The following is a 22493-nucleotide window of genomic DNA, read 5'->3' on the forward strand; positions in this document are numbered from 1 at the left end:
TTCGTCGATGCCCGGCCTGTCGGCGTCCATCCTGACTTGCGGGGTTACCGGCTTCCCGCGCTGATCGATAGGCTCGCCGCGAACAGCTGCGAGGAATACGGGGATATGACGATGGGGATGCACGCGGGGCAGGGTGGGCCGCCCGTACCGCAGGGACCTCCAGCAGGGTCTGACGAGCCCGCCGGCGCGTCATGGGGACCCTCATCCTCCTACGACGCCTTCACACCGCCGGCGCGCCGTGACGCCTTCACGCCGCCCGAGCGTCCCGGCGCCCCAACCGGACGCCACGCCCGTGGCCCCTGGGCACCGGGCGTTGAGCCCCCCGGCGAACCGGGTCCCGGTGGCCCTGATTCCGGTGGCCCTGATTCCGGTGGTTCCGGCCCCGCTGGTCCGAGGCCCGGCGATCCCGGCTCCGAAGGTCCGGGTCCCGGTGGTCCGGACCCCGATGACACGAGGTTCGCCGGCCCGGGTTTCGGCGATCACGGACCGGATGGCCCAGGTCAGGGTGGTCAGGGGCAGGGCGTGCCGGGGCCGAGTGGTCAAGGTCAGGGTGGTCAGGGGCAGGGCGTGCCGGGGCCGAGTGGTCAAGGTCCGGGCGGTCAGGGGCTGGGTGGCCCGGGGGCGGGCGGTCCGGAGGCCGGTGGCAGGCGGGCCGGAGGTCCGCCGAACGGGGCGCCGGGGGTGCCCCAGGCGAGCCGGATCACGACCGCGATCCTGTTGACCACCCTGGTCGTCGTCGTGCTGATCACCGGCGTGCTCGGCACCATCGCGGTGCTCATGACCCGCAACCCCGACATGCCGCTCGGCGCCAAGCCGCCCAGCCGGCTGGCGATTCCCATCCACTTCGCCCCGGTGACCGAGGCGAAGGCCGGAGCCTGCACGCTTCCGGAGACCTACCCCGACGACCTCGGGCAGAACTGCTACTCGGTCGCCGCCGGGGTCACCGTGAACGCCGTGCGGAAGATCGAGGCGATCAGGGAGAAGAACGGCACCTACTCGGTCAGGATCGCGTTCGCGCCCACCTTCCGCGAGCAGATCACCGACCTGACCGAGGAGGTGGTCAAGGAGGACGACCCGGTCAGGCAGCAGATCGCGATCGTGGTGGGGGAGAAGGTGGTGGCGGCCCCCCGGGTCGCCCAGGCGATCACCGCCGACAGCCTGAGCATCGCCGGCTCCTTCACCAAGGAGCAGGCGGACGCGATGGTCGTCCGGCTGCTCGGCTCGACCGGCACGGAGCCGACCACCGACCCCCAGCCGAACGGCACGTCGGTCTTCACCCCGTCGGCCGATCCGGCCACGGACCCGCAGCCCGACCAGCCGGTGAACCCGTCGAACAACGGCGTCCCGGACACGACCGCGACGAACCCGGCAGGGCCGGACCCGGCGGGGACGAACCCGCCAGGGACCAACGGAACAGGGACCAACGGAACAGGGACCAACGGAACAGGGACCAACGGAACAGGGAACGATGGGGCAGGGACCAACCCCGCCACCCGGAACACCTCTCCGGCCACATCGGGCGATGGAAACCCCGACCCCAAGTACGCCACCTGCAAGGAAGCGAACGACAACGGATACGGCCCCTACCACAAGGGGATCCACGAGGAGTACGACTGGTACATCGACGGGAACAAGAACGGCATCGCCTGCGAGCTGAATGACAGGTCGTGAGAGCGGCCCCGTGCGATCCGGGCCGGCTCAGAAGAACAGCGTTCCGATGCCGTCGACGCCGAAGTAGATCGCGAAGATCAGGCTGACCGCCCAGAGCAGCCACGGGATCCTCCCGGCCCGGCCGAGGGCCGCCTGGATGACGGTGTAGGAGATCACGCCCGCGCCCACCCCGTTGGTGATGCTGTAGGTGAACGGCATCAGCACGATCGTCAGGAACGCCGGGATCGCGATGGCCAGGTCCTCCCAGGGCACCTTCCTGACCTGGGTCATCATCAGCGCGCCCACCAGGACCAGCGCGGGCGCCGCCGCGGCGGCGGGGACGACGGTGGCGACCGGGGTGAAGAGCAGGGTCAGCGAGAGCAGGGCACCGGTGACGACGGACGCCAGGCCGGTCCTGGCCCCCTCGCCGACCCCGGCCGCCGACTCCACGAACACCGTGTTCGACGAGGAGCTCGTGAGCCCCCCGATCACCGCGGACACGCCGTCCACGCTGAGGATCGCCCCCAGCCGGGGCACCCGGCCCTGCTCGTCCACCAGGCCCGCCTCGTCGCTCACCCCGATGATGGTGCCCATCGCGTCGAAGAACCCCGACAGTACGAGCGTGAACAGCACGATGGTGGCGGTCAGCGCACCGGCGCGGGCGAATCCGCCGAACAGGTCCACCTGGCCGACCAGCCCGAAGTCGGGCGCCCCGACCACCGCTTCCGGCATCCGGGGGATCACCACACCCCAGAGCTCCGGCGGGACCGTGGTGAACGTGTCGACCACGACGGCGAGCACGGCGGTGATCACGATGCCGATCAGGATGGCGCCCCGGGTCTTGCGCACGAAAAGGGCGATCATCACCAGCAGCCCCAGGCAGAACAGCGCCACCGGCCAGCCCGTCAGGCGCCCGGTGGTGCCGAGCTGGACCGGCGACCCCGTACCCCTGCCGACGAAACCCGCGTCCACCAGCCCGATCAGCGCGATGAACATCCCGATACCCACGCTGATCGCGTGTTTCAGCGCCAGCGGGATGGAGTTCATGATGAGCTGCCGCAGCCCGGACACGGCCAGCAGCACGATCACCAGCCCCTCCAGCACGACCAGCCCCATCGCCTGAGCCCACGTCATGTGCGGCGCGGCCTGGTAGGCGACCACCGCGTTCAGCCCGAGCCCGGCCGCGACCCCGAGCGGTGCGTTGCCGATCACTCCCATGAGCAGCGTGCTCACCGCCGCCGCGAGGATCGTCGACGTGGTCAGCTGCTGGATCGACAGCCTGGCCCCCGTGACGTCCGTCGCCCCGCCCAGGATGATCGGGTTCAGCAGGATGATGTACGCCATCGCCATGAAGGTGGTTATCCCGCCCCGAAGCTCGCGGCCGACCGTCGTCCCCCTGGCCGAAAGCTCGAAGAAGCGATCCATGGTCTCCCCTCCGGACGTGGAGGGGATGGGCGGGTTCCTACCCGTTCAAGGCGATGTCATGGGGGCGAATGGGCACCCGGGGCAGCGGCAGGCCGGTCGCGGCCCGTACGGCGGCGGCCACCGCGGGGGTGGACGAGAGGGTGGGCGGCTCGCCCGCGCCACGCAGGCCGTAGGGGGCGTGCGGGTCCGGGTTCTCCAGGATCGACACCCGCATCGGCGGCATGTCGAGGATGGTGGGGATCAGGTAGTCGGTGAACGAGGGGTTTCGCACCACCCCGTCCCGGACCTGGATCTCCTCCATGAGCGCCAACCCCAGCCCCTGGGCCGAACCGCCGTGGATCTGGCCCTCCAGCGCGAGCGGGTTCATGATCCGGCCCACGTCCTGGACCGCGGCCAGTTCCACCACCTTGACCAGGCCGAGCTCCACGTCCACGTCCACGACCGCGCGGTGCACGCACAGCGCGAGCTGGGTGTGGGAGTCGCCCTGCCCGGTGAGGGGGTCCAGCGGGAAGGTGGGCCGGTGCCGGTACTCCCTGGTCTCCTCCACGGCCCCGGCCAGCTCCAGAGCCCGCACCAGCGACGATCCGTCGGCCCGCAGCTTGTCCAGCCGCTCCCGCACGGCCTGGCAGGCCGCCCTGACCGCGCCGCCGGTGACGTAGGACTGGCGGGACGCCGACGAGGACCCGGCCGACCCGACGGAGGTGTCCGCCCGCGCGACCGTCACCGTGTCGATCCCCAGCTCGGTCCTGGCGATCTGCTCCTGGACCATCAGCAGCCCCTGTCCCACCTCGGCCGCCGCCGTGTGCACCAGGACGTGCGGCTCCCCGCCGATCAGCTCCACCCGCACCCTGGCGGTCGAGTGGTCGTCGAAGCCCTCGGAGAAGCAGATGTTCTTGATACCCACGCCGTAGCCGACCCCGCGCCGCACGCCCTCGCCGTGGGTGGTCTGTGAGATGCCGCCCGGCATGTTCAGCAGGTCCGTCCCGCCCGCGTCGTCCGAGGCGTCGTCCGAGACGGCGGGGGCGGCGGGCAGCGGCATCGCGGCGAGTTCGGCGAGCATCTCGGCCAGCGGCGCGGGCGAGTCGATCACCTGCCCGGTGGCCAGCCTCGATCCCTGGGAGACCGCGTTGCGGATTCTGACCTCGACGGGGGAGATCTCGCACGCCTCGGCCAGCCTGTCCATCTGCGACTCGTAGGCGTAGCAGGCCTGCACCGCGCCGAAACCGCGCATCGCCCCGCAGGGCGGGTTGTTGGTGTAGACGCCGTAGGCGTCGATCCACACGTTGTCCACCTCGTAGGGGCCGACCCCCAGCGAGGCCGCGTTGCCGACCACGGCCGGGGAGGTGGAGCAGTAGGCGCCGCCGTCCAGCAGGATCTCCGCCCTGACGTACAGCAGCCTGCCCTCGCGGGTGGCGCCGTGCTCGTAGCGCATCCGGGCCGGATGCCGGTGGACGTGGCCGTAGAAGGACTCCTCGCGGTTGTAGACGATCTTCACGGGGCGGCCCGTGCGCAGGGCCAGCATGCACGCGTGGACCTGCATGGACAGATCCTCACGGGCGCCGAACGCGCCGCCCACCCCGGCCAGCGAGAGCCGCACCTTCTCCTCTGGCAGTCCCAGGCACGGTGCGATCTGGCCCCGGTCGGCGTGCAGCCACTGCGTGGCGATGTACAGGTCCACCCCGCCGTCCTCGGCGGGTACGGCCAGCCCGGACTCCGGGCCGAGGAAGGCCTGGTCCTGCATGCCGACCTCGTACTCGCCGGTGACCACCACCGGGGCCTCGAACGTGGAGCCGACCCGGATCGGCTGGTGGCGCAGCACGTTGCCGCGCTCGTGGACCGCGGGACAGGAGGTGTCGAAGGCGGCCCGGCGCGGGTCGGTGACGGCCTCGCGGACCTCGTACTCCACGATGACGGCCTCGGCCGCCCTCCTGGCGCGCTCGGGGTGGTCGGCGGCGATCAGCGCGACCGGCTCACCCTGGTAGCGGACCTGGTCGACGGCGAGCACCGGCTGGTCCCTGTGGTCCAGCCCGTAGAACTTCTCGCCGGGAACATCCTCGTGGGTGAGCACCGCGTACACGCCGGGCATGGCCAGCGCGGGGCCGACGTCGATCGAGCGGATCCACGCCGACGGGTGCGGGCTGCGCAGGGTGACCCCCCAGATCATGTCCGCCAGATACAGGTCGGAGGAGTAGGCGAACTCGCCGGTGACCTTCAGCGTCCCGTCGGGACGCAGGACGCTCTCGCCGATGCCCAGGCTCTGCCGCGTTTTGATGCCGCTCACTCCGGTAGTACATCAGCCGGGCACGGGGCCGGACATGGCAGACACGGGGAAACGCGGGAGGCGGTCGTTAGCGATTCTTACGGTTGTGCCCGGCCGGGTGCGCGTGATCGGCCCGCCGGGCTCGTGGTCCTCAGCGAGCCATCATCCGGCCCGGGGAGGTGGACGGTTTCTCGCGGGTGGCCCCGATGGACGCCCGCTCCGTCGACGCCTCCTTCTCCACCTCATCGTTCCCCGTCGCCCTGGCGGACGCGACGGAACGCCCCAGGTAGGTCACGGCCTGCTCGGTCTCGCCGAGGAGCCGCAGGGAGCGGGCCAGGCCGAGCAGCAGGTACGGTTCGGCGACGACCACCTGCGCGGCGCGTGCGCAGTCGAGGCCGGCCTCGAAGGAGGCCCTGGCCGCCGCGGCGTCCCCCAGATCGAGGTGAACGCCGCCGAGCCTTTCGTGCACGGCCGTCTCCTGATACAGGTTGCCGTCCCTGCGGCACTTGAACAGGGCCTCGTCCAGCATGGCCAGTGCCTGCTCGAACCGGCGCAGGCCGTGGTATCCCGAACCGATCATGGTGAGCGCGTAGTGCTCGCCCGACCTGTACCCGATCGCGTCCGCGACCTCCCGCTGCTTCTCGGCGCAGTCGATGCACTTCTCGTAGCAGCCGAGTGCGAGGTAGTTCATGGCGAGATTGCCCAGCGCCTTCTGCTCACCGTGCCGCTCGGAGAGCCGGCGGCACAGGATCAGGTGCTGCCGGAAGTGGCGCAGGGCCTCTTCGAGACGGCCGACCATGTTCAGTGCGAGGCCCACGAGGCTGTGCGCCCCCGCCTCAAGCCGGCGATCCTCCAGCCGCTGCCCGGCCGCGAGGGTCCGCCGGCTGATGGTGAGGAGACGAGCGGGGAGGCCGGCGTGGTGGAGGTGCCAGAAGAGCGCGAAGACCAGGGCGACGCCCAGACGCGAGGTCCGCTCCCGGGGAGCGGACATCGCCTGGAAGGCGGCGGACAGGAGATTGGCCTGTTCCCGGTTCAGCCACTCGTGGGCCTCCTGGTACGAGCCGAGCGGGAGGGGATCGGCGCCGAGATCGACGTCCGCCGACTCCGCGCGAGGGTAGCGGGCCAGCTTCACGGCCAGCCGGGTGGTCCCGACATAGAAGCTCAGCGCCCGGTCCAGCATGGCGTCGCGATCCGTCTCCGTCTCCTCGCGGGCGACCTGCTCGTTGGCGAACAGCCGGATCAGGTCGTGCGGCCGGTACCTTCCCGGCTCGTCCTCCTCCAGCAGGTGCGCGTCGACCAGCCGTTCCATCGCGCGCTCCGCGGTGTCCGCGGGGACGTCCAGCAGGGCGCCGACGACATGTGCCGTCACGTCGGCCGTCTGCAGCACGCCGAGCGCACGCAGCGCGCGGGCGGCCGTCCGGTCAAGGTGATGGTCGCTGCCGGCGAGCATGTCGTGACTGACCGCGAGGCTGGATCGGACCGCGAGATCGCCCGCCGCCAGCTCTCGCAGCCGCCCCCGTTCGTCCTCCAGCCGGCTCACCAGATCGACGACGCCCCAGCGCGGCCGGTTCGCCAGCCGGGCTCCCGCGATGCCGACGGCCAGTGGCAGGCCCCCGCAGAGGTCGATCAGGCGCGCCGTCGCCTGAACGTCCTCGGCGACCCGCTCCTCCCCGATCAGTCTCGCGAGCATCGTGGAGGACTCGGCGCGCCGCATCCTGGAGATCGGTATACGGGCACAGTCGTCGAGCAGCGTGAAGCTCTCCCGGCTGGTCGTCAGGATCGTGTTGCCCATCGGCACCGACAGCAGCGGGCGGATCTGGGCCTCATCGGTGGCGTCGTCCAGCACGACGAGGGTCTCGCGGCCGTCGAGTTCGCCGCGCCACAGGGCGGCGGCCTCATCGAGGTCGGCGGGAATGTCACGCTGGGGCATGCCGAGATCACGCAGGAACCTGCTGATCACCTCGATCGGTTCCAGCCGCCTCATGCCCGGCGTCGCCCCGCGCAGGTTCACGTACAGTTGCCCGTCGGGGAAACGGTCGCGGACCAGGTGCGCGGCCCGGAGCGCCAGGGTCGACTTGCCGGATCCGGGTGCCCCGGTGATCGCGACGACGTGCCGGGGCGGGCGGCCGTCCCAGGGAGAGAGCAGCGTTCTCAGCCGCACGAGCTCCTCCGCGCGTCCGACGAAGTCGGTGGGGTCGCGCGGCAACTGGTGCGCCACCTTTCCCCGGGCGGTGGCGCGGTGCCGCGAATGCGGGGGCTCCCGGACGGGGGGAACCCGCTCCGGGAGCGTGGGGAGCGTCGCCGAGGGCAGATCGAGCAGGGGGTCGGCGCGTAAGATCAGCTCATGGCACCTGCGGAGACTCTCGTGCGGCTGGATGCCGAACTCCTCGGCCAGCAGGTGCCGGATCTCCTGATAGACCTTCAGCGCCTCCACCTGCCGGCCGCAGCGGTAAAGCGCGACCATGTGCAGCTCGCGGAGCCTTTCGCGCAGCGGGTGCTCGCGGATCAGGGGGGCCAGCCGGGCCGCGGCCTCCTGGGGACGCCGGAGCAGGAGCAGCAGGTCCGCGTGCAGCTCCAGCGAGGTCAGGCGTAGTTCGTCCAACCTGTGCCGCTCGAACTCGGCGAACGGACCGGGAATCCCACCCAGGCAGGTGCCCCGCCACAGTTCCGAGGCCCTGTTCAGGGAGTGCAGGGCGGTCTCGTACGAGTCCTTCGCGTGCGACTTCCTGGCCAGGTCAAGGCAGCGCTCGAAGACCAGGGCGTCCACCTGCTCCGGCGCGAGCCGCAGCGAGTATCCGCCAGGGACGGAGACCAGTGGCCTCGAAGGTCTCCGCGGATCCCGGTCCGGGTCCAGTGCCCGTCTCAGCCTGGACACGTACGTGTAGACGCTCTGTTCCGCCGTCTTCGGCGGCCTCTCTCCCCATACTCCGTCGATCAGCCGGTCCCTGGTGACCGGCTGTCCCGCGTTGATCGCCAGGATGCAGAGGACGGCCTGCTGCCTGGGCTCTCCCAGGTCGAGCTCGAGTGAACCCCTCCGGCCGGTCACCGGTCCCAGTACGTCGACGCCGAGTCTTTCCGCGGGAAGGTCTTCGCCAGTGGTGGTAATGGCTTCCGTCTCGTCCACCAGGCCTCCACACGCGGTTGGGCATGACACAGCGAAGTCGAGGAGAACGACCTTATCTGACAAGTTCGCGGCGCGGAGTTCCCCGCTGACCGCCTAGACGATCCCCGCCTTGGCGATACGGACTCCCGCCTGGAATCTGCTCTGCGCTCCGACCCGCTCCATCGCGGTGGCCATGTGGCGGCGTACGGTGCGGGAGGTCAGGCCGAGATGGCGGGCGATCACCTCGTCCGTCAGGCCCTCCGCGGACATCCTTAGAACGGTCTTTTCCTGGTCCGTCAGCGAGGACAGCGGCTCCCGCTCGCGGAGGCGTGGTGCGGCCTGTGACCAGACGCGCTCGAACAGCTCTCCCAGCAACGTGACCAGTGCGGGGGTGCGCACCATCGCCATCCGGGAGGTGTGGCCGGTCATGGCGACGAGGCCGTCGATCATCAGGAATCTCTCGGAGATCAGCGGATCTACCCTCAGCTCCACCGACTCGGGGAAACCGGCCGCTCCGGACGACGAGCCGACGACGACCCTCGTCCGCACGCCGGGTGGAATGACAGCCGAATTGAAGACGCGGGAAAACGCGACGCCGGTTCTGGGATTGGGCAGGAGAACGGCCACGCTACGCCTCGCGGACGAGCAGAGGGTGTTGATGTCGGGTCGGATCTGGTCTCTTCCCCCGGCTGAGGGAGAGGTCAGGAAAGAATGGGTCATGTGCCCCTCGCGAACTGCGCTTGACCGAACACCCGGTGTTCCTCCCGGCAGGTGACGCCGCTCTCGGATCGGACTCCGATGAATTTCCGAGGTGATTCGCGATGCGGAAGGGGAGGCGCGTGGCACGTGTGATGGATCCACTGTCGTACGCGCGTGAAGGAGAGTCGTCCATCGATCGTCCCTCCGTCCTGTCGTTCCGGTCCGCGATGACGAGAGAGCCGCCAGGAAAGGGATTCTCGGACCGAAGGCCCGGAGCAACAGAATCCCGGCCGGCGGTCCTCTGGAATTCCCGCCATCCGACTGTCGCAGGCGGTCCTAGAGATCATCTAGAGATGCCCGGGGACGGGCCGAGCAGGAGGCCGGGATCCGAGGGGAACGCGGCGAGGGCGGGCACGGGGGCCGTCCCGCGACCTCTCTCCGGGCAGGCCACGCTCGCGGCCTCATCCGGGGGGGCTTTTCCCTGCCTGAAGTGGACAGGCCGCTCCGTCTTCGGGGAAGTCGGCTGACCGGTTTAGGACATTGACTTGATAGCGGATTAGTTCAATGTATTTCTAGAGTAATGGTTGGTTTAAAAGCGGGGTGTCGAGTAGGCGTGGTCGGCGACACGGGTTCCGGCGACATGGGTTCGGTGAGTCGACAGGCCCGCGGACCGGTTGGCGGCACGGGGAGGCGGCTCGAATTCCGCGAGCCGACCGGCCCGCGGGCCGGTCGGCGATGAAAGGCGGGCGGAAAGGCATGGTCGATGAGAGGGGGCGGATGGGTGCCGCTGCCCCTCTCGGTTCGAGCCGTGACCTGCAATAAAATCTATACGGATGTAATGAGATCTATATGTAGGTGTTGCCTGCGGCCGGGATCCTCCGTGAAGGGTGACGGTCTGCCACGGAGAGGTTCCGGATCCCGGCTCCGCCGCTACCTGCGGATCCCGTCTCGCGGAGCGCGCACGCCGGAGGCCTGCACGCTCACACCGGTGCGGGCCGCACCGGCTCCGCCAGGGTGGAGTGGCTCGCTGGCTGGAAGCTCTCCACGAGGGCGGGAGGGGTTCTTTCCGTTCCCTGGCCTTGCGGCGGGCTGAGCCGTCGCTCAGTCCGGGTAGCCCCAGCCCAGGTGGGACTGGGCGGCGCTCGTCTGCAAAGAATACTTACCGGTGTCGTTCAGGGGGGCAGACGAATCAGCACTCGCGGTCGTAGCATTGCCAGTGACGGCAAAAGCAGCCGTAAATAGCATGGCGAGGGCAGACAAGGCAAGACGTCGGCGCACGGGGAGACTCCTGTCGTAGGTTCTGCTGCTCAAATGATATCTTTCAAGGGGTAACGTGACTGGTCAAGACTTGGTGGGGCAGCGCATCAAAACCGTCCGCCGGCAACGTGGTTTTTCCCAGGCTCAGCTCGCCCATCCAGAACTGTCGGACAGTTACGTATCTCTCATCGAGAGTGGCAAGCGTACTCCGACCCCCGCGGTGCTGGAGCTTCTGGCCGAAAAACTCGACTGTTCCCTTACGTATCTGATCAATGGTGTCACGGCCGAGCAGATGCAGGAGATCGAGCTCGCACTCAGCTATGCGCAGCTGGCCATGGACAACGGCGAGGTCGTCGAGGCCCGCACCCGTTACGCCGAACTTCTCGCCGACAGCGGACTGGCGGGCCTGCCCCAGATGCGGCAGGACGCCGAGTACGGCCTGGCCCTCTCGACCGAGGCCTGCGGCGACCTGGAGCAGGCGATCGTCCTGCTCAACGGGCTGCGCGAGAGTGACGAGGCGGCGCTGAGTCCCGAACGCCAGGTCGCGGTCGCGGTCGCGCTCTCGCGCTGTTACCGGGAGAGCGGGGACCTGGCCCGGGCGGTGCGCGTCCCCGAGGAGATCCTCACCGGCGCGGTCCGGCCGGCCTGGACGGACGGCCTGATGCGGTTGGGCGGCCAGCTGCTCGCGGCCTACATCGAGCGCGGCGACCTGCTCCGGGCACGTCACTTCTCCGCCGAGATGATCGCCGCCGCCGAGCTCCTCGCCAGCCCGCAGGCGCTCACCCTGGCGCACTGGGGCGCCGCGATCGTCGCCGTCGAGAGCGGCCACGCCGACGAGGCGGTCACCCAGGCCGAGCGTGCCCTGGCCATCCAGTCCGAGTACGGCGACGCCCGAAGGCTGGCCCGGCTGCGCGGCGACTACGCCCAGGTCCTGCTGATCGTGCGGCCCATGGAGGCCGAGGCCTGGCGTGATGTGCTGTTGAAGGTGGAGAGGGAACTGGCGGAGAGCTCTGCCAGCTCGATAGACAAGATGCGCTGCGCGATGAACCTCGTCCGGGCGGAGCTGCTGCTCGCCCAGCCCGAACGGGCCGAGGAGCGCATGCGCTTCGTCTGCGATCTGCTCGACGGCATGCCGAAGGTCATGCAGGCGGAGGCCCGCCTGCTGCACGGTGAGACCCTCGCGGAGCTGGGCCTGCGGGAGCAGGCCTCGCAGGAGCTGCTCGCCGGGACGGAGTGCCTGGAGCAGGCGCCGGAGACCCGATTCACCGCCCATGCCTGGCTGACCGCGGCCCGGGTCCTGGAACGTATCGACGAGCCGGACCGGAGCGTCGACGCCTACCGGCGGGCGCTGGCCGGCGTCGGGCTGTAGGACGGGGCAGAGAACCCGAGCCGAAGGTAGATCGGACAGGGGGGTCGAGACCGCGCGGTCACCTGGGTAGCCTTGTGGTTGCCATGAAGACTTCCCCTGTCGCGGTCGCCCTCGCGCTTCTCGCCGCCCTCGTGCTCGGCACGGCCTTCGCCTCGCCGGCCCTCGCCCATGACCGGCTCAAGAGCAGTGACCCCGCCAAGGGCGCCAAGGTCGAGAGCCTGGAGGAGGTGAAGCTGACGTTCACCGCCTCGGTGCGCTTCCCGAACGTCGTCGTACGTTCCGGGGACGAGAACCACCAGGACGGCAAACCCGTCGTCGACGGCGCGGTGGTGACCCAGAAGGTCAAGGAAGATCTCCCTCCAGGTGACTACGTCATCGCCTATCGCGTCGTCTCCTCCGACGGCCATCCGATAGAGGGTGAGATTCCCTTCACCCTGCTCGGCTCCGCCTCCCCGTCGGAATCAGCGTCGGAATCAGCGTCGCCGTCCGCCGCCGCCGAGTCCCCGGTGGCGGCCGAAAGCCCGGTCACCGCGGAGACCCCGGCCGGGAACGCGCCGGCCGCCGCGGTCGGCGGCGAGGAGCCCGGCTCCTCGCAGGGCGTGCCCGGCTGGATGTGGATCATCGTTGGAGGCGTGACCGGAGTCGGCATCGGCATGTTCTTCAGCATGCGCAACAAGAAGCGGCCATGAGCGGGCCCGCGCGGGCCGCGCAGACGGCACAGAGCGAGACGCCGGGGAACAGCCGGGCCGTGCGGCTCGCCCTGGCGGCCGCGGTGGCGGCCGCCGCCGCCCTGGTGATCGCCATGATCGCCGGAGGCGCGGCGACCCCGCGCATCATTCCCGGCCTGCCCGACCAGGGGGCCTTCACCCGCTGGGGGCTGCCGCTGGCGAAGCTGGCGATGGACGCGGCGGGCGTGCTCACCGTCGGTGTGCTCCTGGCCGCCACGATCCTGCTCCCCAACGACAAGGGCCTGCTGGGCAAACCCGCGCTCGGTTACGTCAAGGCCGCCTCCTGGATCGCCCTCGTCTGGGCCGGGGCCGCCGCCGCCACGATGGTGTTCAGCCTCTCCGAGGCGCTCGGGCTGCCGGTGGCCGACGTGCTCGGCGGCAACGAGCTGACCAGCTTCGCCAGCCAGGTCGCCCAGGGCATCGCGCTGACCCTGGTCGTGCTCTTCTCGGTCGCGATCGCGCTCTTCGCCCGAGGGGCGATCACCGCAGGCGCGGCCGGCGGCCTGCTCATCCTCGCGCTGGTCACCCTGCTCCCGCCCGCGCTGACCGGCCACTCCGCCTCCTCGCCCAACCATGACCTGGCCACCACCGGTGTCGCGCTCCACCTCGTCGTCCTCGCACTCTGGGTGGGCGGCCTCGGCGTGCTCTGCGCGCACGCGCTGCGCCGGCAGCCGTACCTGGAGATCGCCGCCGCCCGCTTCTCGACCCTGGCGCTGTGGTGCTTCGTCGGAGTGGGGCTGTCCGGCCTGTTCAGCGTCCTGGCCAGGCTCACCTCGGTCTCCGAGCTCTTCACCTCCGCCTACGGCCTGCTGCTGCTGGCCAAGACCGTCGCGTTCGCGCTGCTCGGCGCCGTCGGCTGGTGGCACCGCAGGCGGACCCTGCCGTTGCTCGCCGCGGGCGGCCCCGGCACCTTCGTCCGCTTCGCCACCGGTGAGCTCGTCGTCATGTTCGCGGCCATCGGGCTGGCCGTCGCGCTCTCCCGCACCGCGCCGCCCCCGGTGGTGCTGCCCGTCGACAGGGCCTTCGAGGTGCTCGGCTACACCATGCCGCCGGAGATCTCGCTGGCCAACCTGGCCTCGCTGTGGTGGTTCGACCTGTTCTCCGGCACGGTCATCGCGCTGCTGGCCGGCCTCTACCTCGCCGGTGTCGTACGGCTCACCCGGCGTGGCGACTTCTGGCCCAAGGGGCGTACGGCCGCCTGGTTCACCGGTGTGCTGATCCTGCTGATCGCCACCCAGAGTGGCGTCGCCCGCTACGCCAAGGTGCTGTTCAGCGCGCACATGGCCGAGCACATGACGCTGTCGATGATGGTGCCGATCTTCCTGGTGCTCGGCGCGCCCGTCACCCTGGCCCTGCGTGCGCTCAAGCCCGCCGCCCGCAGGGGCGACCGAGGGCCCCGCGAGTGGCTGACCACGATCCTGCACAGTAGGTTCGCCCGCTTCGTCACCCACCCGGCGATCGCTACCACGATCTTCATCGCCTCCACCTACGCGCTGTACTTCACGCCGCTGTTCGCCGCCGCGATGGAGGAGCACCTCGGCCACATCGTGATGACCGTGCACTTCCTGATCAGCGGCTCCCTGTTCTTCTGGGTGATCATCGGTGTCGACCCGGCTCCCTACCGGCTGCCGCACGTGGCCCGGCTCCTCCTGCTGTTCGTGACCATGCCGTTCCACGCCTTCTTCGGCATCGCGCTGATGAGCATGACCACCGTGCTGGCCTCCGACTGGTACGACCAGCTGGGCAGGACGTGGGGTGCCTCCGCGGTCGAGGACCAGCAGACCGGCGGGGCCATCGCCTGGGGGTTCGGCGAGATCCCGACGCTCGTCGTGCTCCTCGCGCTGGCCTTCCAGTGGTGGCGCGCCGACGACCGCAGAGCCCGCCGGGCCGACCGCCGAGCCGATGCCGCCGCGGCCCGGACCGGTGGCAGCGGCGACGCCCAGCTCGATGCCTACAATGAATACCTGGCCAAACTCAATAAGCGCGACGGCGTGAAATAGCCGGACGGCCACGGCCTGCTATCTTCCAGCCCTCTCCCGGACGCCTCCCGGTAGCCTGGTGTTTCAGGGGGCTCGTGCTCACCGCAGCGGGCGCAGCGCTTCGTCATCGCGCGCCACGCCCAGTCACATATTCGGTCGGGGGGCCGGTGGCTGCAATGTGCATCAGGAAGGTTGAGCAGTGTCCGAGGAACTGCGGGTACGTGAGGGCCGGAGTCGTAGCCTGGCCCAGGCCCTTGAGGGGCATCTCACCGAATGGTCCGAGCGCACCGGGACCACCGTCGAGATCTGGGCGCTGCCCGCCGGCGAGGTTCCGGCCGGGATCACCAGGGCCGTGATGGCCACGCTGGAGGAGGCGCTCGCCAACGTCGAGCGGCACAGCGGCGCGCGGGTCGTGGCCGTCGCCGTCACCCTCGGCCGCGGTGGCCTGCGCATGACGGTCAGTGACGACGGCGTCGGCTTCTTCGGTCCGGCCGAGGGCCGGGGTATCACCGCAATGCACGCCCACTTCGACCAGGTCGGCGGCACGCTCAGCGTCAACGGTGTTCCCGGCGCGGGAACCACGGTCACCGGAGTGGTGCCCCGCCAGGACTAGGCGGCACGAGAACGGGCGCGGCGCCAGGCGAGCGCCCCTAGGGCAGTGTCAGGACCTCGTGGCCGGTCTCGGTCACCAGAATGGTGTGCTCGAACTGGGCGGTCCGCTTGCGATCCTTGGTGACGGCGGTCCAGCCGTCGGGCCAGACGTCGTAGTCGATGGTGCCGAGCGTCAGCATGGGCTCGATCGTGAACGTCATGCCCGGCTCCAGCGTGACCGCCAGTGACGGGTCGTCGTAGTGGGGGACGATCAGGCCCGAGTGGAACGTGGTGCCGATGCCGTGGCCGGTGAAGTCACGGACCACGCCGTAACCGAACCGCTTGGCGTAGGCCTCGATCACGCGACCGGCCACGTTGAGCTGCCGGCCGGGGGCGATGGCCTTGATGGCGCGGTTGGTGGCCTCACGGGTGCGCTCGACCAGCAGTCGTGACTCCTCGTCGACGTCGCCGACCAGGAAGGTGGCGTCGGTGTCGCCGTGCACGCCCCCGATGAAGGCGGTGATGTCGACGTTGACGATGTCGCCGTCGCGCAGCACGGTGTCGTCAGGGATGCCGTGGCAGATCACCTCGTTGATCGAGGTGCACAGTGACTTGGGATATCCCCGGTAGCCGAGCGTGCTGGGATACGCTCCCCGCTCGCAGAGGAACTCGTGGCCGATCCGGTCGAGTTCGTCGGTGGTGACGCCGGGCGCCACGTGCTTGCCGACCTCTTCGAGTGCCTGAGCCGCCAGCTTGCCCGCGATCCGCATCCGCTCGATGATCTCGGGGGTCTTGACGTCGGCCTCTCCGGTCTTCGGGGATTTCTTCCCGACGTACTCCGGCCGCTGGATGTGAGAGGGAACCCTGCGGAGGGGAGAGATCCGCCCGGGCTGGAGCAGTGTCGTCATGGTTCCACAGTCTAGTTGCGCTTCCCACTGGGCAGGATTGCCGCATGAGTGACCAATGGTGGTTCTGCCTGAAGCACATGGCCGTCGAACCCGACGAGGGTTGCCCGAACAAGGACCGGATGGGACCGTACCCGACGCGCGAGGCCGCGGCCAACGCGCTGAAGACCGCGGCCGATCGGAACGAGGACTGGAAGAAGGAGGACCAGGCCTGGGAGGACGACGACTGAGGGCGGGGCGTGGCCGGGACGCCTAGTCGGTGACCTGCGGGCCGCTGACCCGCTCCAGCAGCCTGGCCAGGCGGTCACGCAGGGTGGGGCGCCGTTCGACCTCGCCCGCGGCCATGCTCACCAGATGCTGTGCCCCGTCGAAGGAGAACGGCGCCCGTTCGGGGATCGTCAGCGCGTCGTGGGCCAGGCCCGTAAGGTCCGTGTCACCGCCGTCCAGGGCCAGGATCGTCGTTCCGGTCCTGCGGGCGTCGCTCACCCGCTCCAGCAGTGCCTCGGGAGCGCGCTCCTCGGCGACCACGAACAGGGTCTCGCCCCGTCCGGCCTGCCGGATCCGTTCCAGCCCGACCCGCAGGTGCGCGGGCGCATCGGGGGCGGGCGCCCAGCGGACCAGCGTCGGGGAGAGCTGGGACAGTCCGGAGAGCCTGGCCTCGTCGCTCAGGTGCGCGGTCAGGTGCCAGGGCTCCTCGTTGGGCGTGCCGACCACCAGCAGGCCGCCGGCCGAGCGGGTCGAGCGCAGGGCGAGGCCCAGCTCGCGGGTCCGCTCGATCCAGCCCGTCGAAGCCAGGATCTCGCGCAGCAGTGTCACCGACCCAGCGTCCATGGGCACCATGGTGCACCAGCCCCCCCGCAATGATCCTGGGAATGCGCCCCTGAGAGGATTCGGGGCAGACGATATGGTCGATGAACTCTGATCTTGAGGGTCGCGGATGATGAGGAGCGGTGAGTGAGCACTGATATTCCGGACGTGGGGGGAATCTCGATCGGGATCCTGGGCGGGACCGGGGACCAGGGCAAGGGGTTGGCGCGGCGGTTCGCCCTCGCCGGGCACAACGTGCTGATCGGTTCACGCAGCGCCGAGCGTGCTCAGCAGGCGGCGGCGAGCATCGGCGGATCGGTGCGCGGCGCCGACAACCCGACCGTGGCGGCCGAGGCCGACGTGGTGATCGTGGCCATTCCCTGGGACGGGCACCGCTCCACGCTGGAGTCCCTCCGTGCCGAGCTGGCCGGAAAGATCGTCATCGACTGCGTCAACCCGCTCGGCTTCGACAAGCAGGGCGCGTACGCACTCGCGGTCGAGGAGGGCAGCGCCGCCCAGCAGGCGGCCGCGGTCCTGGCCGAGAGCCGGGTGGTCGCCGCCTTCCACCACGTCTCCGCCGTCCTGCTGCTGGACCCCGAGGTCGACAAGATCGACCTGGACGTGCTCGTGCTGGGCGACGACCGCGAGGCCACCGACACCGTCCAGGCGCTGGCGGGCCGCATCCCCGGCATGCGCGGCGTGTACGGCGGTCGCCTGCGCAACGCCCACCAGGTCGAGGCGATGACCGCCAACTTCATCTCGATCAATCGCCGTTACAAGGCTCACGCCGGCCTGCGCGTCACCGACATCTAGCGCGACAGCCGGATATATGACGATCTCGGCCGCTCCGTAAGCCGGGGCAGCGGGCTCGCGCCGGACTCGGCGGCCGTGGCGACCGGTTCGGGATCCAGCGCCCGTAGCCCCGGTGCGGTGCACCGGATCGCGTCGGCCGGGCGGTCGCCCGGGGCGTCCTTGACGAGGAACGCCTCGATGCCCGACGCCGGGTTACCCGACGGAGATCGCGAACGCGCGGCCGGGAGCCTGGGGCTGTCACGGTGCTCTTCCCGGCGCCTGGGGCAGGGTGATCTGTGCTTTTGATAACGAACATCGCACCGACCAGATCTGACAAACAGCCTGTTAACCGGACATTCTTATCTCATGACTGATTTTCGCCCGGAGACCCGTACCGTCCACCTTCCCCAGCCGCAGCTGAACGGCAGCCGCTCCATCGCGGTGCCGCTCTACCAGACCTCCGGCTTCGTCTTCGACGACCCGGCCGTCTTCGCCGACGGGATGGGCCGCCCGGACGGGGCCTTCGTCTACGGGCGCCTGTCGAACCCGACGGTCCGCTCCCTGGAGGAGGCCGTCGCCGGCCTGGAGGGCGGTGTCGGGGCCGTGGCCACCGGTTCCGGAATGGGGGCCATCAACTCGGTGCTGCTCGCGCTGCTGGAGCCCGGTGATCACCTGATCGCGCAGCAGGCGCTCTACGGCGGCACCGCCTCGATGATCAACGACCTGGAGCGGCGCTTCCGGATCTCGGTCTCCTACGTCCCCGAGGACGACCCGGCGGCGCTGCGCGCGGCCGTGCGGCCGGAGACGAAGCTGGTCTACCTGGAGACCATCGCCAACCCGGTGACCCAGGTCGCCGACCTGCCGGGCATGTGCGCGGCGGCCCGCGAGGCCGGACTCGTCTCCGTGGTCGACAACACCTTCGCCTCACCGATCCTGTGCCGGCCGCTGGAGCACGGGGCCGACATCGTGGTGCACTCCACGACCAAGTACCTGAGCGGGCACACCGACGTGCTCGGCGGGATCGCCGTCTTCGCCGCGGAGGAGATGTACCGCAGGGTGTGGGCCTTCAACGTCAAGCTGGGTGCCACCGCGGATCCGTTCGCCGCCTGGCTCACCCTGCGCGGCATCCAGACACTGCCGCTGCGGATGGAGCGCCACTGCTTCAACACCCGCGAGCTGGCCACCCGGCTGAACGACCACCCCGCGGTCTCCGTCGTGCACTGGCCGGGCCTGCCCTCGCATCCCTCGTACGAGCTGGCGGCCAAGCTCCTGCCGGACTTCGGGGGTGTCTTCTCGTTCGACCTGGTCGGCGGCCGGGCGGCGGGCGAGCGGTTCATGAGCTCGGTGCGGCTGGCCCTGCTGGCCCCGTCCCTGGGCGGTGTCGAGACGCTCATCCTGCACCCCGCGACCACCTCCCACCACTCCCTGACGGCCGAGGAGCTCGCCCGGCACGGGGTCGGTGAGGGCACCGTACGGGTGGCGGTCGGCATCGAGCACATCGAGGACCTGTGGGCCGATTTCGAGCAGGCGCTCGCCTGAAGGACGCACGGCGTCTCCTAGACTGCGGCACGGGGCCGCCGGAAGGGCGGGGCGGCCACTTTCCGAGCCGCTGTGTGGGGAGGGGGCGCGCGTGAGCGTGTCGATCGGGGACGTGCGGCAGGCCGCCGAGCGCATCGCGGGGTACGTCCGGCGCACACCGGTGGTCGAGGTGTCGCCGGGGCTGTTCTTCAAGCTGGAGGGGTTGCAGCACTCGGGGTCGTTCAAGGCGCGAGGAGGTTTCAACCGCGCCCTGTCCGTTGGAGAGGTTCCCGAGGCCGGGTTGATCGCGGCGAGCGGGGGCAACCACGGCCTGGCGGTGGCGTACGTGGCACGCGGTCTCGGTGTCCCGGCGGAGATCTTCGTGCCCACGGTGTCCAGCCCGGTGAAGGTGGCCGGGCTGCGCGCGCTGGGCGCGCGGGTGACCCAGGTCGGTGCCGTCTACGCCGACGCCTACGAGGCGTCTGTCAAGCGCGCGGCCGAGACCGGCGCCCTGGACGTGCACGCCTACGACCAGGCGGAGGTGGTCGCGGGGCAGGGCACGGTCGGCCTGGAGATCCTGGAGCAGACCGGGGGGGTCGACACGGTCCTCGTCGCGGTCGGCGGCGGCGGGCTCGTCGCCGGGATCACCGTCGCGCTCGACGGCCACGCCCGCGTGGTCGCCGTCGAGCCCGAGCTCATCCCGACCCTGCACCGGGCGCTGGAGGCCGGCAGGCCGGTCGGGGTCGAGGTCGCGGGGGTGGGGGCCGACGCCCTGGGCGCGAGCCGGGCGGGCGAGATCGCCTGTGAGATCACGGGCGCGGCGGGGATACGGAGCCTGCTGGTCTCCGAGGAGGCCATCGTCGAGGCACGGCGCGAGATGTGGCGGGAGCACCGGATCGCCGCCGAGCACGCGGGCGCCACCGCGTACGCGGCTCTGCTGTCCGACCTCTACACCCCGGCCGAAGGGGAGCGGGTGGCCGTGGTCGTGTGCGGCGCCAACACCGACCCCGCCACGCTCGCCTGATCTCGCGCCTGAACGCCCCGGCGCCGCCAGGGTTTCCTGGGACGCCGAGGCCCGGAGTCGTCAGCTGTAGCTGTGCTCGGGAGCGGGGAAGGCGCCGGTCGACACCTCGTCGGCGAAGCTGCGCACCGCCCGGTCCATCTCGTGGGCCAGGTCGAAGTACTTCTTGACGAACCTGGCCGGGCTGGCGGTCAGGCCCATCAGGTCCTGCCAGACGAGGACCTGCGCGTCGGTGCCGGGCCCGGCACCGATGCCGATCGTCGGGATCGACAGGGACGAGGTGACCCGCCCGGCCAGCTCGGCGGGAACGCACTCCAGGACCACGGCGAACGCTCCGGCGTACTCCAGGTCCTTGGCGTCGGCCATCAGCTCGTCACCCGACTGGCCGCGGCCCTGCACCCGGTAGCCGCCGAGCGCGTTGACCGACTGGGGGGTCAGACCCAGGTGGGCCATCACCGGAATGCCCGCCGAGACCAGCGCCTCGACCTGGGGGAGCACCCGCCGCCCACCCTCAAGCTTGATCGCGTGGGCACCGGCCTCCTTCATGAATCTGGCGGCCGTCTCCAGGGCCTGCTGGGGAGATGCCTGGTAGGAGCCGAACGGCAGGTCGGCCACGACCATCGCGCGGGAGGAGCCGCGCACCACGGCCGCGGTCAGCGGCATGAGATCGTCCACCGATACGGGCAGCGTCGAGTCGTAGCCGTACACGACCATGGCCGCCGAGTCGCCGACGAGCAGCACGGGGATGCCGGCCTCGTCGAAGACCCTGGCGGTCATCGCGTCGTACGCGGTGACCATCGGCCACCGCTCGCCGCGCTCCTTGGCGGCGGCGACGTCGCGTACGGTGATCCTTCGGCCGGCCTGGCCGCCGTAGAGCGAGGTCGGCCGGCTGGGGGAGGAAGAGGACATGGGACCTCCAGTGAAGTCTCGAGGCGCCCCTGATGGCGTCCCCGGACGGTTCCGATGATTGCACGCGTTCGGCAGGTTCAACAGCCCCGGCCGGCCTGGTAATCCGATGGCGGGGGTGTGGGTGGCATACCACACAGCCGCACGGTTAATCCGGTGGCGGAAATGTCGGGGGGGTAAGGCACAATGCTGACGGAGGTAAGTAATCACAATGGCTGTAGAACCTTACCGCCGCCTGCTGGCACTCCCGGGCGTGCGGTCGTTGTTGCTGGTGGGGCTGCTCGCCCGCATTCCCTCGACCGCGGTCGCCATCACGCTGACGATGCATGTCGTCGACCCCGGCGGACTCGGGATGGGCTTCGGCGCGGCCGGCCTGGTGACCATGGCGAGCACCGTGGGCATGGCCGTCGGCTCACCGCTGGCGGGCAGGTTCGTCGACAGGCATGGCCTGCGCCCGGTGCTGGCGGTGACCACGCTCGCCCAGCTCGTCTTCTGGTCCTTCGCGTGGGCGATGCCGTTCCCGGTGCTGCTCGTCGCCGCGGTGCCCGCGGGCATCCTCGCACTCCCGGTGTTCAGCGTGATCAGGCAGTGTCTCACCGCGCTGGTCCCGGTCGAGCAGCGCAGGATGGGTTTCTCTCTCGACTCCATAATCGTGGAGCTCTCCTACATGGCCGGCCCCGCCCTGGCGATCGCGGGGGTGACCTCCCTCGGCAGCGTTCCCACCATGGGCGTCGTCGCGGCGGGTCTGGTCGGCTCGGGGGCGGCACTGATCGTGCTGAACCCGCCTGTCCGCTCGGTCGAGGAGCTCCGCGAGCCGGTGGCGAAGGTGGCACGTCGCCAGTGGCTGAACCCGGGTATGTTCGGACTGCTCGGCACCGTCGTCGCGGCGATGTTCGTGCTGGCCGCCACCGAGCTGTCCCTGGTGGCGACCATGAAACAGGGCGGCCACACCGAGTGGATCGGGCTGGCGATCGCCCTGTGGTGCGCCTACTCGTTGATCGGCGGTTTCGTGTACGGCATGCTGCCTCGCGGCCTGTCGCCGCTGGTTCTCATCGGCGCCATGGGGGTGCTGACCATTCCGGTCGGGCTGGTCGGCGGTGACTGGCGCTGGCTGGTCATGGCCCTGCTGCCGGCGGGCGTGCTGTGCGCCCCCGCGCTGTCCTCCTCGCTCGACACCGTGAGCCGCTGGGTTCCCGCGGAGGCCCGTGGTGAGGCGATGGGCCTGCACGGCACGGCGCTGCTGATCGGTGGTGCCTCGGCGGCGCCCATCGCGGGTGTGATCATCGACGGCCCCGGTCCCGCTTGGGCCTTCGCCGCCGCCGGGCTGGGCTGCGTGCTGATGGTCGGAGTCGCCCTGCCGTTCTGGCGGCGCACCGAGAGTTCGGTCGAGGAGTCGCTCCCGCTCGCAGCCTGAACCTCGGCGCGCTCCCAATGGTGCGTGTATCGCGATATGTCCTGATAAATACGAAACGACACGGTTGCG

General features: G+C 70.3%; 17 protein-coding genes. 10 read left to right on the forward strand and 7 right to left on the reverse strand.

Annotated elements, in window-relative coordinates:
* Positions 1-681: 681 nt before the first annotated feature.
* Positions 682-1671, forward strand: a complete 990-nt coding sequence (locus tag ACQP0P_RS15215; RefSeq protein ID WP_433376615.1) for an excalibur calcium-binding domain-containing protein — start codon at positions 682-684, stop codon at positions 1669-1671.
* 27 nt (positions 1672-1698) lie between these two features.
* Here ACQP0P_RS15215 and ACQP0P_RS15220 read toward each other — a convergent pair whose 3' ends face one another.
* The 4 genes from ACQP0P_RS15220 to ACQP0P_RS15235 all read right to left on the reverse strand — a co-directional run bounded on the left by ACQP0P_RS15220 (position 1699) and on the right by ACQP0P_RS15235 (position 8987).
* On the reverse strand, positions 1699-3075 hold the full coding sequence (locus tag ACQP0P_RS15220; protein ID WP_433376617.1) for an NCS2 family permease: 1377 nt from the start codon (positions 3073-3075) through the stop codon (positions 1699-1701).
* 37 nt (positions 3076-3112) lie between these two features.
* Positions 3113-5356, reverse strand: a complete 2244-nt coding sequence (locus ACQP0P_RS15225) for a xanthine dehydrogenase family protein molybdopterin-binding subunit (RefSeq protein ID WP_433376620.1) — start codon at positions 5354-5356, stop codon at positions 3113-3115.
* Between the two features lie 130 nt (positions 5357-5486).
* Positions 5487-8459 carry a BTAD domain-containing putative transcriptional regulator gene (locus ACQP0P_RS15230; RefSeq protein WP_433376623.1) on the reverse strand — a complete coding sequence of 991 codons (2973 nt, stop codon included), beginning with the start codon at positions 8457-8459 and terminating at the stop codon, positions 5487-5489.
* Between the two features lie 93 nt (positions 8460-8552).
* Complete coding sequence (locus ACQP0P_RS15235) at positions 8553-8987, reverse strand: helix-turn-helix domain-containing protein (protein ID WP_433376626.1); 435 nt, start codon at positions 8985-8987, stop codon at positions 8553-8555.
* 1501 nt (positions 8988-10488) lie between these two features.
* Between ACQP0P_RS15235 and ACQP0P_RS15240 the strand changes: the two genes are divergently transcribed.
* The 4 genes from ACQP0P_RS15240 (at position 10489) to ACQP0P_RS15255 (ending at position 15083) form a co-directional block, all read left to right on the forward strand.
* On the forward strand, positions 10489-11763 hold the full coding sequence (locus ACQP0P_RS15240) for a helix-turn-helix domain-containing protein (protein WP_433381887.1): 1275 nt from the start codon (positions 10489-10491) through the stop codon (positions 11761-11763).
* 83 nt (positions 11764-11846) lie between these two features.
* Positions 11847-12452, forward strand: coding sequence for a copper resistance CopC family protein (locus ACQP0P_RS15245; protein WP_433376629.1), 606 nt, complete (start codon positions 11847-11849; stop codon positions 12450-12452).
* Complete coding sequence (locus tag ACQP0P_RS15250; RefSeq protein WP_433376632.1) at positions 12449-14491, forward strand: cytochrome c oxidase assembly protein; 2043 nt, start codon at positions 12449-12451, stop codon at positions 14489-14491. Before ACQP0P_RS15245 ends, ACQP0P_RS15250 begins: the two co-directional genes overlap by 4 nt.
* A 178-nt stretch (positions 14492-14669) precedes the next feature.
* Positions 14670-15083, forward strand: coding sequence for a sensor histidine kinase (locus tag ACQP0P_RS15255; protein ID WP_433376635.1), 414 nt, complete (start codon positions 14670-14672; stop codon positions 15081-15083).
* Between the two features lie 37 nt (positions 15084-15120).
* On the opposite strand, the gene map is transcribed toward ACQP0P_RS15255, so the two are convergent.
* On the reverse strand, positions 15121-15969 hold the full coding sequence (map, locus tag ACQP0P_RS15260; RefSeq protein ID WP_433376638.1) for a type I methionyl aminopeptidase: 849 nt from the start codon (positions 15967-15969) through the stop codon (positions 15121-15123).
* Positions 15970-16013: 44 nt separating this feature from the next.
* Between map and ACQP0P_RS15265 the strand changes: the two genes are divergently transcribed.
* Positions 16014-16196, forward strand: coding sequence for a hypothetical protein (locus tag ACQP0P_RS15265; protein WP_355570007.1), 183 nt, complete (start codon positions 16014-16016; stop codon positions 16194-16196).
* 22 nt (positions 16197-16218) lie between these two features.
* Here the strand turns inward: ACQP0P_RS15265 and ACQP0P_RS15270 are convergent, their stop codons facing one another.
* On the reverse strand, positions 16219-16797 hold the full coding sequence (locus ACQP0P_RS15270) for a hypothetical protein (protein WP_433376641.1): 579 nt from the start codon (positions 16795-16797) through the stop codon (positions 16219-16221).
* A 123-nt stretch (positions 16798-16920) separates the two neighbouring features.
* Between ACQP0P_RS15270 and npdG the strand changes: the two genes are divergently transcribed.
* The 3 genes from npdG (at position 16921) to ACQP0P_RS15285 (ending at position 20107) form a co-directional block, all read left to right on the forward strand.
* The gene (gene npdG / locus ACQP0P_RS15275) at positions 16921-17586 is read left to right on the forward strand and encodes an NADPH-dependent F420 reductase (RefSeq protein ID WP_433376644.1); all 666 of its coding nucleotides are present in this window, start codon (positions 16921-16923) and stop codon (positions 17584-17586) included.
* 345 nt (positions 17587-17931) lie between these two features.
* The gene (locus ACQP0P_RS15280; RefSeq protein ID WP_433376647.1) at positions 17932-19104 is read left to right on the forward strand and encodes a trans-sulfuration enzyme family protein; all 1173 of its coding nucleotides are present in this window, start codon (positions 17932-17934) and stop codon (positions 19102-19104) included.
* Between the two features lie 91 nt (positions 19105-19195).
* A complete protein-coding gene (locus ACQP0P_RS15285) occupies positions 19196-20107 on the forward strand; it encodes a threonine/serine dehydratase (RefSeq protein ID WP_433376650.1) in 912 nt (303 codons plus the stop codon).
* A 60-nt stretch (positions 20108-20167) separates the two neighbouring features.
* On the opposite strand, the gene panB is transcribed toward ACQP0P_RS15285, so the two are convergent.
* Positions 20168-21013: a 3-methyl-2-oxobutanoate hydroxymethyltransferase gene (gene panB / locus ACQP0P_RS15290; protein ID WP_433376653.1), complete on the reverse strand. Its 846-nt coding sequence runs from the start codon at positions 21011-21013 to the stop codon at positions 20168-20170.
* Positions 21014-21221: 208 nt separating this feature from the next.
* Here panB and ACQP0P_RS15295 point away from each other — a divergent pair, with 208 nt between their 5' ends.
* A complete protein-coding gene (locus ACQP0P_RS15295; RefSeq protein ID WP_433376656.1) occupies positions 21222-22424 on the forward strand; it encodes an MFS transporter in 1203 nt (400 codons plus the stop codon).
* Positions 22425-22493 lie beyond the last annotated feature (69 nt).

Origin of the sequence: Streptosporangium sp. CA-115845, assembly GCF_050943795.1 — a bacterium.
Taxonomy (GTDB): domain Bacteria; phylum Actinomycetota; class Actinomycetes; order Streptosporangiales; family Streptosporangiaceae; genus Streptosporangium.